Annotated in this window: 14 protein-coding genes; 11 read left to right on the top strand and 3 right to left on the bottom strand. The window is 71.7% G+C overall.

Going from position 1 to position 15,984, the window contains the following annotated elements; all coding sequences use genetic code 11:
- Positions 1-292: 292 nt before the first annotated feature.
- The 11 genes from chvE to HGCM_RS15490 all read left to right on the top strand — a co-directional run bounded on the left by chvE (position 293) and on the right by HGCM_RS15490 (position 13,090).
- Positions 293-1,435, top strand: coding sequence for a multiple monosaccharide ABC transporter substrate-binding protein (gene chvE, locus HGCM_RS15540; RefSeq protein ID WP_026075526.1), 1,143 nt, complete (start codon positions 293-295; stop codon positions 1,433-1,435).
- A gap of 153 nt (positions 1,436-1,588) precedes the next feature.
- Positions 1,589-3,148, top strand: coding sequence for a multiple monosaccharide ABC transporter ATP-binding protein (mmsA, locus tag HGCM_RS15535; RefSeq protein ID WP_019137739.1), 1,560 nt, complete (start codon positions 1,589-1,591; stop codon positions 3,146-3,148).
- Complete coding sequence (mmsB, locus tag HGCM_RS15530) at positions 3,145-4,377, top strand: multiple monosaccharide ABC transporter permease (RefSeq protein WP_019137738.1); 1,233 nt, start codon at positions 3,145-3,147, stop codon at positions 4,375-4,377. Before mmsA ends, mmsB begins: the two co-directional genes overlap by 4 nt.
- A 40-nt stretch (positions 4,378-4,417) precedes the next feature.
- Positions 4,418-5,617, top strand: a complete 1,200-nt coding sequence (locus tag HGCM_RS15525) for an ROK family transcriptional regulator (protein ID WP_019137737.1) — start codon at positions 4,418-4,420, stop codon at positions 5,615-5,617.
- Between the two features lie 118 nt (positions 5,618-5,735).
- Entirely contained in the window at positions 5,736-6,509 is a 774-nt protein-coding gene (locus tag HGCM_RS15520) for an ATP-binding cassette domain-containing protein (RefSeq protein WP_019137736.1), read from the top strand.
- A 181-nt stretch (positions 6,510-6,690) separates the two neighbouring features.
- Positions 6,691-7,380 (top strand): cell division ATP-binding protein FtsE, encoded by a 690-nt coding sequence (gene ftsE / locus HGCM_RS15515; RefSeq protein WP_019137735.1) that lies wholly within the window; start codon positions 6,691-6,693, stop codon positions 7,378-7,380.
- Between the two features lie 9 nt (positions 7,381-7,389).
- On the top strand, positions 7,390-8,304 hold the full coding sequence (ftsX, locus tag HGCM_RS15510) for a permease-like cell division protein FtsX (protein WP_019137734.1): 915 nt from the start codon (positions 7,390-7,392) through the stop codon (positions 8,302-8,304).
- A 4-nt stretch (positions 8,305-8,308) separates the two neighbouring features.
- Positions 8,309-9,616: a M23 family metallopeptidase gene (locus HGCM_RS15505; RefSeq protein WP_019137733.1), complete on the top strand. Its 1,308-nt coding sequence runs from the start codon at positions 8,309-8,311 to the stop codon at positions 9,614-9,616.
- A gap of 151 nt (positions 9,617-9,767) precedes the next feature.
- Positions 9,768-10,238, top strand: coding sequence for an SsrA-binding protein SmpB (gene smpB, locus HGCM_RS15500; protein WP_019137732.1), 471 nt, complete (start codon positions 9,768-9,770; stop codon positions 10,236-10,238).
- Positions 10,239-10,243: 5 nt separating this feature from the next.
- Positions 10,244-11,032: a DUF2207 domain-containing protein gene (locus HGCM_RS15495; protein WP_019137731.1), complete on the top strand. Its 789-nt coding sequence runs from the start codon at positions 10,244-10,246 to the stop codon at positions 11,030-11,032.
- A gap of 99 nt (positions 11,033-11,131) precedes the next feature.
- Positions 11,132-13,090, top strand: coding sequence for a DUF2207 domain-containing protein (locus HGCM_RS15490; protein WP_019137730.1), 1,959 nt, complete (start codon positions 11,132-11,134; stop codon positions 13,088-13,090).
- Between the two features lie 33 nt (positions 13,091-13,123).
- Here the strand turns inward: HGCM_RS15490 and HGCM_RS18545 are convergent, their stop codons facing one another.
- From HGCM_RS18545 to HGCM_RS15475, 3 genes are all read right to left on the bottom strand, one after another.
- A complete protein-coding gene (locus HGCM_RS18545) occupies positions 13,124-13,984 on the bottom strand; it encodes a PKD domain-containing protein (protein WP_161604983.1) in 861 nt (286 codons plus the stop codon).
- Complete coding sequence (locus HGCM_RS20030; protein ID WP_246119523.1) at positions 13,981-14,526, bottom strand: DUF6318 family protein; 546 nt, start codon at positions 14,524-14,526, stop codon at positions 13,981-13,983. The genes HGCM_RS18545 and HGCM_RS20030 overlap by 4 nt, the downstream gene beginning before the upstream one ends.
- 116 nt (positions 14,527-14,642) lie before the next feature.
- Positions 14,643-15,713 (bottom strand): ATP-dependent DNA ligase, encoded by a 1,071-nt coding sequence (locus HGCM_RS15475; protein ID WP_019137727.1) that lies wholly within the window; start codon positions 15,711-15,713, stop codon positions 14,643-14,645.
- Between the last annotated feature and the right edge of the window lie 271 nt (positions 15,714-15,984).

Genomic DNA, 15,984 nt, shown 5'->3' with positions numbered 1-15,984 from the left:
CCGTCACACGGACGGCCGCACCGACGCTGTGACCTGCGCCACAACCGGCGGGGCGCATGGCTTCGTATCGCGAACCGAAGCCGTGGTGGGCGCGTGGAAACCGGGACAAAAAGGCGCAGGACACAGGTTGGTAACAGAACTTGCATCCGCGATGGCTTCGAGACTTGAATTCAGTCGTCACCACCGGGTCGCCCCGGACCAGGACCGTGGACGGGCCTGGACCGGCGCGGGGCACCGACGCCGAAGCGCTGCGCGGCCCGATCGAGATGACGTAGACGAGGAGCTGACGACGATGTCCCTTGGTTGGAAGAAGGTGCTCACGGTCGCCACGGCGGGTGTGATCGCCCTCTCGCTCACCGCGTGCAGCAGCGAGCGCGAGACCCCTGGAAGCAACGGCACCGAGGGCGGCCAGTCCGCCGAGGCCGGCGGTCTCATCGGCATCGCGATGCCGACGAAGTCCCTCGAGCGCTGGAACCGTGACGGCTCGCACCTGGAGGAGCTGCTCAAGGAGAAGGGCTACGAGACCAGCCTGCAGTACGCCGACAACAAGGTCGACCAGCAGATCACCCAGATCGAGAACATGATCAACCAGGGCGCCAAGGTCCTGGTCATCGCCTCGATCGACGGCACCGCGCTGGCCCCCGTCCTCGAGACGGCTGCCTCGAGCGGCATCAAGGTCATCGCGTACGACCGCCTGATCAACGACACGCCGAACGTCGACTACTACGCGACGTTCGACAACTACAAGGTCGGCACCCTGCAGGGCCAGTTCATCGAGTCCACCCTCGGCCTGGCCGACGGCAAGGGCCCGTACAACTTCGAGCCCTTCGCCGGTTCGCCCGACGACAACAACGCCAAGTTCTTCTTCTCCGGCGCGTGGGACGTCCTGAGCAAGTACGTCACGGACGGCAAGCTCGTCGTGAAGTCGGGCAAGGCGCCGAAGTCGAACGACGACTGGAAGTCCATCGGCATCCTCGGCTGGGGCTCGGACGACGCGCAGGACGAGATGGAGAACCGTCTCAACTCGTTCTACAACGACGGCACCAAGGTCCAGGTCGTCCTGTCGCCGAACGACTCGCTGGCCCTGGGCATCGCCCAGGCCCTCGAGGGCGCCGGCTACAAGGCGGGCGACGGTGGCGACTGGCCGGTCCTGACCGGTCAGGACGCCGACAAGGCCAACGTCCTCAACATGCTCGCCGGCAAGCAGTCGATGACGGTGTGGAAGGACACGCGTGCCCTGGGCGACGCCGTGGCCGAGATGGTCGACCAGATCGTCACGGGCAAGGACGTCACGGTGAACGACACCGAGTCCTACAACAACGGCAACAAGAACGTCCCGACGAACCTGCTCGACCCGCAGGTCGTCCTGCCCGACCAGGTCCAGTCGGTCCTGGTGGACTCCGGCTTCTACACGGCGTCCGACCTGGGTCTCTGACCCGAGAGGCGTCATCCCCGGCGGCCGTCCCTGCGGCGGCCGCCCGGGAGACCACCGTCGCTGCCGGCGCGCGCCCCTGCGTGCGCGCCGGCAGCGGCGCGGGCCGCGGCTCCCCGCGACCCACGGCGACCAGGGCGAGGACTGAAGGTCGAGATGGAAGACACACGCACGAACGAGCACATCCTCGAGATGCGCGACATCACCAAGCGGTTCCCGGGCGTGCTCGCGCTGTCCGACGTGAACCTGCAGGTGCGCCGCGGCGAGATCCACGCGATCTGCGGTGAGAACGGCGCCGGCAAGTCGACGCTGATGAAGGTCCTGTCCGGCGTCTACCCGCACGGCACCTACGAGGGCGACATCGTCTTCGAGGGCGAGACCGTCGAGTTCAAGGGCATCCGCGACTCCGAGGCGCGCGGCATCGTGATCATCCACCAGGAGCTGGCGCTGTCGCCGTTCCTGTCGATCGCGGAGAACATCTACCTCGGCAACGAGCGCAGCGCGCGCGGCGTCATCGACTGGAACGCGACGAACGCCGAGGCGGCCAAGCTCCTCGCCCGCGTGGGCCTGGACGAGCGCCCGGACACCAAGATCGTGGACATCGGCGTCGGCAAGCAGCAGCTCGTCGAGATCGCGAAGGCGCTCTCGAAGGAGGTCAAGCTGCTCATCCTCGACGAGCCGACCGCCGCGCTGAACGACGACGACAGCGCCCACCTGCTGGGCCTCATCTCGGGTCTGCGCGACCACGGGATCACGTCGATCATCATCAGCCACAAGCTCAACGAGATCGAGGCGATCGCCGACACGACGACGATCATCCGCGACGGCAAGACGATCGAGACGCTGCCGATGAAGGGCGCCGAGCCCGTCAGCGAGGAGCGGATCATCCGCGGGATGGTCGGCCGCCCGCTCGACAGCCGGTTCCCCGAGCACACGTCGCAGATCGGCGACGAAGTCCTGCGGGTCGAGGACTGGACGGTGCACCACCCGATCGACCAGAGCCGCAAGGTCGTCGACGGCGCGTCGTTCCACGTCCGCCGCGGCGAGATCGTGGGCATCGCCGGCCTCATGGGGGCCGGGCGCACCGAGCTCGCGATGTCGCTGTTCGGCCGCTCCTACGGCTCGAAGATCTCGGGCCGCGTCTTCAAGGACGGCAAGGAGATCCACGCGGGCTCCGTGCACGCCGCCATCGAGCACGGCATCGCGTACGCGACCGAGGACCGCAAGCGGTTCGGCCTCAACCTCATCGACACGATCCAGCACAACATCTCCGGCTCCGCTCTGGGCAAGCTCGCCCGGTTCGGCGTCGTCGACCGCAACGCCGAGCTCAAGGTGGCGGAGCGGTACCGCAAGGAGATGAACATCAAGACCCCGACGGTCGCGGCGCTCGTCGGCAAGCTCTCGGGCGGCAACCAGCAGAAGGTCGTCCTGAGCAAGTGGATCTACGCCGACCCCGACGTGCTGATCCTCGACGAGCCGACGCGTGGCATCGACGTCGGCGCGAAGTACGAGATCTACACGATCATCAACAGGCTCGCGGACGAGGGGAAGGGCGTCGTCGTCATCTCCTCGGAGCTGCCGGAGCTGATCGGCGTCTGCGACCGCATCTACGCCCTGTCGCAGGGCCGCATCACGGGCGAGGTCGCCCGGCAGGACGCGACCCAGGAGCGACTCATGCAGTACATGACCATGGAGAAGGACGTGACTCCCCGATGAGCACCGACACCAACCTCGCACCGGCGATGCCGTCGGGCGAAAAGCCTCGCCTGTCGATCGGCGAGCGCATGTCCGGCCTCGGCGGCAACGCGCGGCAGTACGGCATCTTCGCCGCGCTGATCGTCATCGTGCTGCTGTTCCAGGTCCTCACGGACGGCAAGCTGCTGCTCGCGAACAACGTCGCGGCGCTGTTCCAGCAGAACGCCTACGTCATGATCCTGGCGATCGGCATGGTGATGGTGATCGTCGCCGGGCACATCGACCTCTCGGTCGGCTCGGTCGTCGCCTTCATCGGCGGCGTGGTCGCGGTCTCGATGCGCGACTGGGGCCTGCCGTGGCTCGTCGCCGTGCTGCTCGGCCTCGCGATCGGCTGCGTCGTCGGCGCGTGGCAGGGCTTCTGGGTCGCCTACGTCGGGATCCCGGCGTTCATCGTGACGCTGGCGGGCATGCTCGTGTTCCGCGGCCTGGCGCTCGTCGTCGTCGGCGAGACCATCGCGGGGCTGCCCTCGACGTTCATCAAGATCTCGAAGGGCTCGCTGCCGAACTTCCTCGGCTTCGCCAACAACATGGACGTCGTCACGATCGCGATCGGCGTCCTCGCGGTCGCCGCGTTCGTGTTCTCCCAGCTGCGCGCCCGCGCCCAGCTGCGCAAGCACGAGCTGCACGTCGAGTCGCTCGGCGCGTTCGTCGCGAAGATCGTCGGCGTGGCGCTGCTCGTCGGCATCCTCACCGTCATCCTGTCGCTCTCGGCGGGTGGCACCCCGATCGTCCTCGTCATCGTCGGCGCGCTCGTCGTGGCGTACTCGTTCCTCATGGGCCGCACCGTCTTCGGCCGGCACATCTACGCGATCGGCGGCAACCGCCTCGCGGCGGGCCTGTCGGGCGTCAACACCAAGCGCGTGGACTTCTGGATCTTCGTCAACATGGGCCTGCTGGCCGGTGCGGCGGCGATCGTCACGACGTCCCGTGCGGGCGCGGCCATCGCCGCGGCCGGCCAGAACTACGAGCTCGACGCCATCGCCGCCTGCTTCATCGGCGGTGCGGCGGTGACCGGTGGCATCGGTCGCGTCGCGGGCGCCATCGTCGGTGCGCTCATCATGGGCGTGCTGAACATGGGCCTGTCGATCATGTCGGTCGACCCCTCGTGGCAGATGGCCATCAAGGGCCTCGTGCTGCTGCTGGCGGTCGCGTTCGACCTGATCAACAAGCGGCGCGCCGGGACGAGCTGAACCGGCTTCCGGCCGTGCCGGACGCTACTAGGGTGCAGCCGTGAGCAGGCGCGCGGCCCCGGCGGGGTCGCAGTCGTCCCTGCGGGAGGCGAACCGTCAGCTGGTCGTCGAGACGGTCAAGCGGTACGGGGGCCTCACCCAGGTCGACCTCGCGTCGGCGACCGGTCTGTCCCAGGCCACGGTGTCGACGATCGTCCGCGAGCTGCTCGCCGCGGGCGTCGTCGACACCGCGTTCACCACCCGCAGCGGGCGGCGTGCCCAGATGGTCACGCTCGCCCGCCGGGTGGGGCTCGCCGCCGGGGTGCAGGTCGGGCACCGGCACATGCGGGTCGCCCTCGGGGACTTCAGCCACGAGATCCTCGTCGAGCAGACCCTGCCCCTGCCGGTCGAGCACCGGCTGGACACGACGCTCGACCGGGTCGCGCTGCTCGTGGTCGACCTGCTCGAGCGGGTCGGCGCGTCCCTCGAGGACGTCGTGGGCATGGGGGTCGGGGTGCCGGCCCCGGTGGACGCGTCGACCGGCATGATCTCCGTGCACGGCGTCATGCCCGGCTGGGACGACGTGCACGTCGGGCAGGTGCTGTCCAAGCGCCTCAACGTGCCGGTCTACGTCGACAACGACGCGAACCTCGCCGCCCTCGCCGAGAGCGAGACCGGAGCCGCCCGCGCGTACACCGACAGCGTGTTCGTCCGGGCGTCGTACGGCGTCGGCGCCGGCATCGTCATCGGCGGGCAGCTGGTGCGGGGCTTCGCCGGGACCGCGGGTGAGATCGGGCACGTCGTCGTGCGGCCCGCCGGCGAGCAGTGCCGGTGCGGGAACGTGGGCTGCCTCGACACGGTGGTCGGCTCGGCGGCGCTGCTGCGCGAGGTCGGCCCGCTGCCCGGGGTGGCGAACGTGCGCGACGTCGTGCAGCGCGCGAACCAGGGCGACGAGCGGTGCGGCGACGTCATCGCCCACGCCGGCTCGACGATCGGCATGGTCGTCGCAGGCCTGTGCCTGGGCGTGAACCCGCAGGTCGTGGTGGTCGGCGGCGAGATGGCCGAGGCGGGGGAGACCCTCATCGCGCCGCTGCGCGCGGCGGTCCAGCGCGGTGCGCTGCCCAACAGCATCGCGCCCCTCGACGTCGTCCCGTCGGCCCTCGGCACCCGCGCCGAGGTGGTCGGTGCCCTGGTGATGGCCCTGCAGTCCACCGACGTCCCGCTCAGCGTGGACGAGACCGTCGACGTGGAGGGCCTGTGACGTCCACCCGGGTGACGGTTCCGCATCGCTTCGTCCCCAGCGGCCCGCAGGGTGCCCCCGGGGGCGGACGAGGTGCGACACTCGTCCAGCAGGCTGCCCGACGGAGAGCAGGGGAGGGATGAGCGCCACCACCACGCCGCTGCTGTCCATGCGCGGCATCTCCAAGTCGTTCGGTGCCGTCGAGGCGCTCGTGGGCGTCGACCTCGACGTCCACGCGCACGAGGTCGTCGCCCTCGTCGGCGACAACGGCGCCGGCAAGTCGACCCTCGCGAAGATGGTCTCGGGCGTCCTCAACCCGGACGCCGGCCTGATCGAGTTCGACGGCGAGCCGACGACGATCCCGACGCCGGCGGCGGCGCACGCGCTCGGCGTGGCGACCGTGTTCCAGGACCTCGCGCTGTGCGACAACCTCGACGTCACGAGCAACCTGTTCCTCGGCCGTGAGCTGAAGCGCAGCGGCGGCTACCGCGACGACGAGCGCATGGAGGCGATGGCCCGCAAGGTCCTCGACGACCTCAACAGCCGGATCCCGTCGGCCCGCACCCCGCTCTCGTGGCTCTCGGCGGGGCAGCGCCAGGCCGTCGCGATCGCCCGCACGCTCATCGGCGAGCCGCGGCTGGTGGTGCTCGACGAGCCGACGGCGGCCCTCTCCGTCGCCCAGACCGCCGAGGTGCTCATGCACATCGAGCGCCTGCGGGAGCTCGGGCTCGGCGTCATCCTCATCAGCCACAACATGACGGACGTGCGCGCGGTCTCCGACCGCATCGTCGTCCTGCGGCACGGACGCAACAACGGCGTGTTCGACGCCGCGAGCTCCAGCCACGAGGAGGTCCTCGCGGCGATCACGGGCGCGCCCACGCTGCGCCGCCCGCGGCTGCACGCGCTGGGCTGACCGACCGACGGACGCGCCCACCGGGGACACGTCGGGCGAAACGGGCGCCGCCGCCCGGTCGCGGCCCCGCGCGGCGGACTCACAGGCGCGCCCCGGCGTGTCACGCGCCCGGCCGCGGACGGGCCGTGCCTACCCTCGTGGCGGCCGGTCCCTCCTTGTCCCCGACCCCGGCCGCCCCGCCGTGATCAGATTCGAGAACGTCACCAAGGTCTACGCCCGCGGCGCACGACCCGCGCTCGACCGCGTGTCCCTGGACGTCGAGCGCGGCGAGTTCGTGTTCCTCGTCGGGGCCTCGGGCTCGGGCAAGTCCACCTTCCTGCGGCTCGTGCTGCGCGAGGAGCGCGCCTCCGCCGGGCGCGTGTTCGTCGCGGGCAAGGAGCTCGGCACGCTCTCGTCGTGGAAGGTGCCGTCGCTGCGCCGCCAGATCGGCGCGGTGTTCCAGGACTTCCGCCTGCTGCCGAACAAGACGGTGTTCGAGAACGTCGCGTTCGCGCTGCAGGTGATCGGCAAGCCCCGCCACCACATCCTCACGACCGTCCCGGACGTGCTCGACATGGTGGGGCTCGCGGGCAAGGAGAAGCGGCGCCCGCACGAGCTGTCCGGCGGCGAGCAGCAGCGCGTCGCGATCGCGCGGGCGTTCGTCAACCGGCCGCCGATCCTGCTGTGCGACGAGCCGACCGGCAACCTCGACCCGACGACGTCCCTGGGGATCATGCGCCTGCTCGACCGGATCAACCGCACGGGCACCACCGTCGTGATGGCCACGCACGACGACGAGATCGTCGACCAGATGCGCAAGCGCGTCGTGGAGCTCAGCACCGGCGAGCTCGTGCGCGACCAGTCGCGCGGCGTGTACGGCTCGGACCGCTGAGGGGGAGCCGTGCGACTGCAGTTCATCCTCTCCGAGATCGGCATCGGCCTGCGCCGGAACCTGTCGATGACCGTGTCCGTCATCCTCGTCACCTGCGTCTCGCTCACCTTCGTCGGCGCCGCGGCGCTGCTGCAGCTGCAGATCGGCAAGATGAAGGACGACTGGTACGACAAGGTCGAGGTGTCGGTCTTCCTGTGCCCGCAGAACTCGTCGACCCCGACGTGCGCGGGCGGTGAGGTCACCGACGAGCAGAAGGCGCAGATCCGCGCCGCGCTCGAGGCGCCGGAGATCGAGCCGTACATCGAGAAGATCTACGAGGAGTCGAAGGACGAGGCGTTCGCCGCGTTCCAGAAGCAGTTCAAGGACCAGTTCTGGGCGTCGGTCGCGACCGTCGACGACATGAACTCCTCGTTCCGGATCAAGCTGACCGACCCGCAGAAGTACCAGCTCGTCGCCGACGTGGTCTCCGGCCGCCAGGGCGTCGAGGAGGTCAAGGACCAGCGCCGGCTGTTCGACCGCGTGTTCCTGGTGCTCGACCGCGCGACGCTGCTCACCGGAGGCCTGGCCGCGATCATGCTCGTCGCCGCGGTGCTGCTCATCACCACGACCATCCGGCTCTCGGCGCTCTCGCGACGCCGGGAGACGGGCATCATGCGGCTCGTCGGCGCCTCGACCCTGTTCATCCAGCTGCCGTTCATGCTCGAGGGCGCGATCGCCGCCACGGTCGGCGCGCTGCTCGCCGGCGGCGCCCTGTGGCTCGGGGTGCAGTACCTCGTCACCGACTGGCTCGGGTCGTCCGTCGGCTGGATCCCGTACGTGTCGACGGCCGACGTCATGGTCGTCGCCCCGCTGCTCATCGTCGTCGCGATCCTGCTGGCCACGATCTCGTCCGTCGTCACCCTCAGCCGGTACACGAAGGTCTGAGCCGATGAGGAAGCCGCTGCGCGCCGCCGCCGTCGCCGTCGTCACCGCCCTGGTCGCCACGACCACGTTCGTCGCGTCGGTGCCCGCGGCCGCCGACTCGATCGACGACCGCCGGGCGGCGGCCGAGCGCGCGCGCAAGGAGAACGCCCAGCGCCGCGCCGACGCCGAGGAGGCGATGGAGGGCGTCCGCGCCGACCTGGCCAAGGCGTCCGACCGGCTGCTGGAGATCCGGGAGAAGATCCCGGTCGCCCAGGAGCGGCTCGACCGGGCCAACGACGCGTACGACAAGGCGATGCGCGAGGCGGACATGCTCGCGGCGCGGCTGCGCGACGCCGGCGACGAGAAGTCGGCGCTCGGCGAGTCCATCGAGCAGGACGCCGCGAAGGCCGAGCAGGTCCGCGACGCGATCGGCCAGATGGCGCGCGAGGCGTACCGCGGCGGCGGCGACGTCTCCGGCGTGAGCGTCATGCTCGAGGCGGAGAGCACCGAGGACTTCGTCGAGCGGTACGGCCTGGTGTCGACCGCGCTGCGGACGCAGGCCCAGATGCTCGACGAGCTGCGCACGAGCGAGGCCTCCGGCCGCAACTCCGCCGCCCGGCTCGACGCCGTCGAGGAGCGCATCGCCGAGCTGAAGAAGCAGGCGGACGCGAAGGTGGCGGAGGCCGACGAGGCACGCCGCGAGGCGCAGGCGGCGCGCGCCGCGCTCGACAAGCTGCTGGCCGACGAGCAGAAGCAGAAGCAGCGGCTCGAGGCGAAGAAGGACGAGATCCGCTCGGAGCTCGCGAAGGCGGACACCGAGGCGAAGAAGATCCGCAACCAGCTGAAGGCCGCCATCGCGGCGCAGCGCCGGCGCGACGCGAAGAACAACCAGGGCGGGTCCAAGCCGACCGGCTCCGTCTCGGGGGCGATCTTCGCCAACCCGACCGCGATCAGCCCGATCTACGTGACGTCCGAGTACGGCATGCGGTTCCACCCGGTGCTGCACTACTGGCGCCTGCACGCGGGGATCGACCTGCGCGACCACTGCGGGATGCCGGTGTACGCCGGCCGGTCGGGCACCGTGCTGTGGGCGCAGAGCCGGTACGGGTACGGCAACCAGGTGATGGTCGACCACGGGCTGTACCGCGGCAACGGCCTGCAGTCGAGCTACAACCACCTCACCCGGTGGGTCGTCCAGGCCGGCCAGCACGTCAAGGTCGGCCAGCTCCTCGGGTACGCGGGGAACACCGGGACGTCCGGCGGGTGCCACCTGCACTTCGAGGTGTACGTCAACGGCTCGACGGTCAACCCGCGGTCGCTGCTGGGCCTCTGACGGCCCGTCGCGGGCGCTGCGCCCTGGGCGCAATGAGGTCGACGCCCGTCGGCAGGCCGGTAGGCTCGGAGGTCGGCCCGCTGCCGTCGCGGCGGGCCCGTCCCGTGCCCACCCGCGCGACACGGGCCGGACACGGAAGGAGGCGACGGTCATGGCCAAGGAGACGGGGCGCAAGCTCGTCGCCGCCAACCGCAAGGCCCGGCACGACTTCACCATCGAGGACGTCTTCGAGGCGGGTCTCGTCCTGAGCGGGACCGAGGTCAAGGCGCTGCGCGCCGGCCGCGCGAGCCTGATCGACGGGTGGTGCGAGGTCGACGGCGGCGAGGCGTGGCTGTTCGGGGTGCACATCCCCGAGTACGCGCAGGGCACCTGGACGAACCACGCGCCGCGGCGCAAGCGCAAGCTCCTGCTGCACCGCGAGGAGATCGAGCGGCTCGAGGCCCGCACGCGCGAGAAGGGCCAGACGATCGTGCCCCTCGCGCTGTACTTCCTCGACGGTCGCGCGAAGGTCGAGATCGCGCTCGCGCGAGGCAAGAAGGACTGGGACAAGCGCCAGGCGCTGCGCGAGCGCCAGGACAACCTCGAGGCGCAGCGCGCCATCCGCGAGCGTCGCGACCGCTGACGACGATGCCCGCCGACGACCTGCTCACCGGTGCGGTCGACGGCGTGCGGCCCGGGGAGCTGGCCGCCCTGGTGGACGGCGCGGCCTCCGGGGCCGGGCTCGTCGCCACGCTGCTCGACCTCGCCCGGCGGGGTCGGGTCGAGGTCGTCGAGCTCGGCGAGGGCGACCGGGTCGCCCACGACTGGACGCTCGTGCGCAGCGACGGGCCCAGCGACGCCCTCGGCGGGTCCCCCGAGCCGAGCCGCGCGGAGCGGCTGCTGCTCGCCGGGCTCTTCCCGGGCGGCCGCGCCACGACGACGACCCTCGCGCTGCGTGCGCTGCTCGACGGCTCCGGCGCCGACGTGCTGCACGCCCTCGACACCGCCGTGGTCGAGCAGGGGTGGCGGCAGCCGGGCCGGCTCCGCCGCGCCACGCACCTCACCCCGACCGGGGAGCGGCTGCTCGCGCACGGCCTGCGGCTGCGCGAGGCGTACCGGTCGGCCCGACCCGACGCGCTCGCCGGTCAGGTCGACGCCGCGACGCTCGTCGCGCACCTGCCGTCGGCCGTCGCGCTCGGTGCCGACCGGACGTGGACGCAGGTGTGCGCCGCACTCGTCCCCGGGCCGCCCGACTGGTACCGCCGCATCGGCGACGCGTCCCCCGACGCGTTCTGGACCGCCAGCCTCCCGCCGTTGCTCGACACGCTCGCCAGCGCCGCGTCGACGCACCTCGTCCGGCCCGGCCCCGACGTCCTGCGGATGCGGCCCGCCGGCTGGCCGCCGGAGGCGTTCGGCGACGTCGGCCCGCCGTTCTGACCTCGGGGCTCGCCGCCCGGCGCGCCCCGGTGCGGCTCGCGGCGCCGCTGCACCATGATCGGTGCGGGTCCGCGACCGCCGCGGCCAGGAGGAGGAGTCGTGACGCCCCACGGGACGCGTCCGGACGGTCGAGCCGGCCGTCGCCACCGCAGGACCGCCGCCCGCGTCGCGGCGCTGCTCGCCGCCGCAGGGCTGCTGACGCTGTCGTCCCCGGCGCTCGCCGGTGCCGCACCGGTCGTGCGCGCCGTGCCGGTGGAGGCCCCGGCGGCGGTGCCCGACCAGTCGAGCGGGCGCGAGATCACGCGGTACGACGTCTCGGCCGCTCTCGGCAGCGACGGGCGGATGCGCGTCGTCATCGACTTCGACTTCGACTTCGGCGACGACCCCGGTCACGGCCCGTACCTCACGCTCGTGACGCGGCAGGGCGTCGACGACACGACGGACCGGGAGTTCCGCTACAGCGGCATCGACGCGTCGAGCAGCACGGGTGCGCCGGCGCAGGTCAACCGCGAGGACACCTCCGACGCGATCGTCCTGCGCATCGGCGACCCCGACGTCGACGACGTGTCGGGCGTCCAGACGTACCAGGTGACGTACACCGTCGACGGCTTCGTGAACCCCGCGAACGCGCAGCACTCCGGCGACGAGCTGTACTGGAACGTCATCGGCTCCGGCTGGGAGGTGCCGATCGGGCGGGTGTCCGTGAACATCACCGGGCCGGCGACGCCCGACGACCAGGTCTGCTTCGTGGGGGAGTACGGCTCGACCACGCCGTGCGACTCGGCGTCCAGCACCGGCGACACGTCGACGTTCCTCCAGCAGCTCGTGCCCGTCGGCAGCCAGCTCACGACCACCGTCGGGTGGCCGGCGGGCACGTTCCCCGGCGTCGAGCCGTTCCTCGTCGACAAGCCCGACCCGCTCGCCGCCGTCCGTCCGCTCACGCCCGCCGGTGGGCTCGGCCTCGCCATCGCCGCGCTCGGGTCGTTCTTCGTCGTCCGGCGCGTCCGCCGCACGGGCCGCGACCAGGCCTACCTCGGCCTGACGCCGGGGCTGCGGCCCGCAGGCGGCCAGGCCGCCACGGGCTACCGGGACAAGCGCACGCCCGTGGCCGTGCAGTTCACGCCGCCCGAGGGTGTCCGCCCCGGCGAGCTGGGCACGCTCGTCGACGAGAAGGCCGACCCGGTGGACGTCACCGCCACCCTCGTCGACCTGGCCGTCCGGGGGTACCTGCACATCTCCGAGGTGCCGCGCTCGGACCCTGGCAAGAAGCCGAAGGACTGGACGCTCACCCGCCTGAGCGCGGACGAGTCGCAGCTCCTGCCGTTCGAGCAGACGCTCATGCGGGAGATCTTCTCCGGCCGCGACGAGGTGCGGCTCAAGGACCTGCGGACCACCTTCGCCGCGTCGATGAAGAAGGTCCAGGACGGGCTGTACGACCACGTCACGCACGTCGGCTGGTTCCGCTCCAACCCGAAGAACGTCCGGGCCACCTGGTGGGCGGCGGGCATCGCGCTCGTCGTCGCCGCGTTCTTCATCGGGTTCTTCGCGCTCGCCGCCGGCTCGAGCACGCCGTGGCTCGCGGGTCTGCTGTGGGTGCCCATCGGGCTGGGCATCGTCGGCGTCGTGGCCATCGTGTGCGCGAACGCCGCACCGGCGCGGACCGGCGACGGGACGGCCGTGCTCGCGCAGTCCCTCGGCTTCCGGCAGTACCTCGCCACCGCCGAGGCGAACCAGCTGCGCTTCGAGGAGGGCGAGGACATCTTCAGCCGGTACCTGCCCTACGCGATCGTCTTCGGGCTGACCGAGCGGTGGGCGCGCGTCTTCAGCGAGCTCGCCGCGCAGGGGCGGGCCGTCGAGCAGCCCGGCTGGTACACGGGCTACTACAACCCGATGCCCGGCTTCTTCTGGGGCACCGCGTTCGCGAGCTCGATGGACCGCTTCGAGACGATCGCGACCGAGTCGCTGTCCGCGCCGACCCCCGGGTCGTCCGGCGGGTCCGGCTTCTCGGGCGGGTTCTCCGGCGGCGGCGTCGGCGGGGGAGGCGGCGGCGGCTGGTGACCGACGACGCCGGTCGGGCCCCGCACGGCGGGCTCAGCAGCCGGCGGCGTCGGGCTCGTCGTCGCACGTCCCGGTGACGAGCCGGCTGCGCCGCTCGACCACGGTGAAGTCCGGCGTGCTCGCGGTCGTCGTGGCGGTGCCGTCGACGTCCTGCCAGCCGGCGGCGCCCGCCACCCGGTAGCGACCGGTCCACGTCACCGTCAGGGTGACGCGCTGTGTGCCGGTGGACCGGTAGGCGTGCGCGACGTCCTTCGCGGGGTAGGGCCGGCCGGGGGTGCGGGTCGTCACGGTCTCCCCGTCGCCGAAGTCCCATCGGTAGCTGCTCGGGGTCGCCTGCACCTCGAAGCGGTAGCCGAGGAGCTCCGTCTCCAGGGTCTGCACCGCGTCGTCCGAGTAGACGATCGTCGGCATGTGCACGAGCACCTGCCCGCGCGCCGGCTGCACGTGCAGGGCCGGCGGGGCGAGCGGAAGCTCGCGGAAGTCGGCGGCGGTGAACGCCGGGACGAGGTCGCCGGCGCACGCCCAGTCGGACAGGACGTACCACGGGCCCCACGGGGTCGCGGGCGTGGCGCGGGTCCGCCGCAGCAGCGGTTCGAGCACGCCCGCGTCGTCGCACTCGGGGAGGTCGTCATCGGCCGGGACGTCGCCGCACGGCAGCACCGCGCCGGAGCCGGACTCCTCCCCGGCGCGGGCGCAGTACGCCGAGCGCAGGTACTCCGCGAGCCGCTTCTCAGGATCGGGCTGGTCCTTCTCGCGCGTCCGCCGCTCCCGCTCCGCCTCCCACAAGTTCGTCCGGATGATCTCGCCCGTGGCCTCCGCGTCCGAGCCCCATGTGTCTTCGCCGGACGGCACACCCGCGAGAACGAGTCCTGCAGCCAGAACGACGGAGATCACGGCGCATCGACCGGTCGAGCTTCGACTTCGAGGACCCTCCAGTCGTCGCCGGTCCACTGGAGGGAGAACTGGACGTCGTAGTCCGTCGCATCCCGGACGCTGTCGATGATCTGGTTCTTCGAGTCGTACGTCGTCGACGGGCCTCGCGTGACACTCGCGCGACCGGTGTAGTACCCGTCGTCGCCGATCCCGCTCGCGCTCATGCCCGTTGCAGTCATGACGCCGCCCTCGACGCGTTGCCCTGCGTCCGACATCGTCTTCGCTCGCTCAAGGGTGTTCGCGCAGTAGTTGCAGTCGGGGTCGCTCACCGCAGCGAACTCGGCCGTGTCGCCTGTGTTGAGCAGGTAGGTGTAGACGTCGAAGACCCAGCGCATAGTGGCCACGGCACTGTCGGTCGAGTTGGCGGCGGCCGGACGGATCGGCTCAGCCGGCGAAGGGGTGTCGCTGGGCTCCTGGGGCGAGCTCGACGTCGGCTCGGTCGTGGGGACCGGCTCCGGTAGGTCTGCGGGGCTGCATGCAGCCAGCCCTCCCGCCAGAAGCACCGCGAGAGCGGGTGCGAGCGTGGCCCGCCGGCGTTCCCCCTGAGTCAGCACACGCGTGAAGGTACCCAAACCGGACAGTCGCCGGGGCCGGAACGGCCGATCTGTGGACGGGCTCGTCAGCGCGCGAGGCCGGGGACGAGCTGGTCGAGGTCGTAGGTCAGCGGGCTCTCGAGCTGCTCGTAGGTGCACGAGCGCGGGTCGCGGTCGGGTCGCCACCGGTTGAACTGCGCGGTGTGCCGGAAGCGGTTGCCCTCCATGTGGTCGTAGCGGACCTCGACGACCAGCTCGGGTCGCAGGGGGACGAACGACAGGTCCTTGCCGTTGTTCCAGCGGGAGAACTCGCTGGAGCGCGGGGTCCGCTCGGTCGCGGTGGCCGCCGCGGCCCAGTTCCAGGGGTGGCCCTCGAACGAGGTCACGAGCGGCTGCAGCTCCGTGAACAACTCCCGCCTGCGCGCCATCGGGAAGGCGCCGATGACGCCGACGGACACGAGCGTGCCTGCGTCGTCGTACAGCCCGAGCAGCAGCGACCCGATCGCCTCGGGGCCGGACGTGTGCACGCGGTACCCGGCGACGACGCAGTCCGCCGTCCGCTGGTGCTTCACCTTGAACATGACGCGCTTGTCCGGCTGGTAGACGCCGTCGAGCGGCTTGGCGACGACGCCGTCGAGCCCCGCGCCCTCCAGCTCCGTGAACCACCGCTGCGCCTGCTCGACGTCGGTCGTCGCGGGCGTGAGGTGCACCGACGGCCCGACGCCGGCGAGCTCCTGCTCCAGCCGCGCCCGCCGCTCGCGGAACGGCAGCCCGGTGAGGTCCTCGTCGCCGATCGCGAGCAGGTCGAACACGACGAGCTGCGCGCGCGTGGACTCGCTCAGCATCCGCACGCGCGACGCGGCGGGGTGGATGCGCTGCTGGAGCAGCTCGAAGTCCAGGCCGTCGGGCGTCGTGACGACGATCTCCCCGTCGACGACGACCCGCGGCGGCAGCTCCGCCTTCACCGCCTCGACCAGCTCCGGGAAGTACCGCGTCAGCGGCTTCTCGTTGCGGCTGCCGAGCTCGACCTCGTCGCCGTCCCGGAACACGATCGAGCGGAACCCGTCCCACTTCGGCTCGTACGACGCGCCGGGCGGGATCGTCGGCACGGACTTGGCGAGCATCGGCGCGACCGGCGGCATCACGGGCAGCTGCATGCGGCTCATGGTGCCACCGGGCGCGGACACCGGCCGGGGGAGCGACGCACAGGCTGCTCCCGGGAAGGCCCCAGGGTGCGCCCGGGTGCGGGGCGTTTCGTGGTCGCCAGGACGAACCAGCAGGAGGACACGATGGACGAGCAGCGCGAGCAGAGCACGGATCGCGAGCCGGGGACGACGGGCGAGCCGCCGGTGCCGACCCCGCATGAGCAGGCCCCCGGCGCGGCGTTCGGCGTGCCCGCCGGGTACGGGCCGTACGCGCCGCCGGCCG

Origin of the sequence: Cellulomonas massiliensis JC225, assembly GCF_000312005.1 — a bacterium.
GTDB lineage: Bacteria > Actinomycetota > Actinomycetes > Actinomycetales > Cellulomonadaceae > Cellulomonas > Cellulomonas massiliensis.
Note: the sequence above shows the minus strand (reverse complement) of the source record. Positions and strands in the feature narration are given on the sequence as shown.

What these genes read in the sequence shown, in the direction of transcription:
- chvE (WP_026075526.1), top strand. Translation starts at nt 293, where the DNA reads ATGTCCCTTGGTTGGAAGAAGGTGCTCACGGTCGCCACGGCGGGTGTG.
- mmsA (WP_019137739.1), top strand. Translation starts at nt 1,589, where the DNA reads ATGGAAGACACACGCACGAACGAGCACATCCTCGAGATGCGCGACATC.
- mmsB (WP_019137738.1), top strand. Translation starts at nt 3,145, where the DNA reads ATGAGCACCGACACCAACCTCGCACCGGCGATGCCGTCGGGCGAAAAG.
- HGCM_RS15520 (WP_019137736.1), top strand. Translation starts at nt 5,736, where the DNA reads ATGAGCGCCACCACCACGCCGCTGCTGTCCATGCGCGGCATCTCCAAG.
- HGCM_RS15505 (WP_019137733.1), top strand. Translation starts at nt 8,309, where the DNA reads ATGAGGAAGCCGCTGCGCGCCGCCGCCGTCGCCGTCGTCACCGCCCTG.
- smpB (WP_019137732.1), top strand. Translation starts at nt 9,768, where the DNA reads ATGGCCAAGGAGACGGGGCGCAAGCTCGTCGCCGCCAACCGCAAGGCC.
- HGCM_RS15495 (WP_019137731.1), top strand. Translation starts at nt 10,244, where the DNA reads ATGCCCGCCGACGACCTGCTCACCGGTGCGGTCGACGGCGTGCGGCCC.
- HGCM_RS15475 (WP_019137727.1), bottom strand. Translation starts at nt 15,713, where the DNA reads ATGCAGCTGCCCGTGATGCCGCCGGTCGCGCCGATGCTCGCCAAGTCC.